A 710-nucleotide genomic window follows, 5' to 3' on the forward strand; every position below is an offset into this window, starting at 1 on the left:
AATCGAGTAGGAGATAATTGATTATTTCAATTATCGACCTCTCACACCACCGTACGTACGGTTCCGTATACGGCGGTTCGACAACTTAATCACATTGAATTGACTGGAGCGTCTTGGACATATTCATAAGTCCAAGTTGTTCCAGTTTTCTATTAGTTAGAGAATAGCTCAAGGTCTTACTATGTGCAGTTCGCCAGTAGCCCTTTCGGGTACTAGCGAAGACATATGCATCACGCTGGGACAGCCCCAACTTCTGTAAGTTAGTTACCTTAGTTTTAAACTTCTTCCATTGCTTCCAGATATACTGCCTTATTCGGGCTCTCAACCACTTGTCAAGGCGTTGAATAAAGTCAGTTAGTTTTCCAATTGAGTAGTACTGAAGCCACCCACGCATTTTTCGGTGAACTTCTTCAAACATTCTTGTCAGAGATATTCCACGATTACGTTTAGTTAATAACTTCAATGCTTTCCTTACTCGTTGTTGCGATTGCTTAGCTGGACGGGCGTAGGCCCCATTGTGGTCTACGCCCAACGAAAAGCCAAGAAACTTCAATCGTAACGGGCTACCGACTTTGGTTTTATCTGGGTTCACTTTAACTTTCAAGCGCTTTTCTAGAAACTGGGTAATGCTTCGCATTACTCGTTCTCCGGCTCGTTGACTTTTAACATAGATGTTACAATCATCCGCATAGCGCACAAAGTGATGACCA

At 42.8% G+C, this 710-nt stretch carries 1 protein-coding gene; it reads right to left on the reverse strand.

Annotated features, from left to right (window positions below; genetic code table 11):
• Window positions 1-85: 85 nt before the first annotated feature.
• On the reverse strand, window positions 86-710 hold a 625-nt coding region (locus CBG10_RS09005; RefSeq protein WP_263851559.1), incomplete at its 5' end, for a group II intron maturase-specific domain-containing protein.

Origin of the sequence: Limosilactobacillus reuteri, from assembly GCF_002254085.1 — a bacterium.
Classification (GTDB): domain Bacteria; phylum Bacillota; class Bacilli; order Lactobacillales; family Lactobacillaceae; genus Limosilactobacillus; species Limosilactobacillus reuteri_K.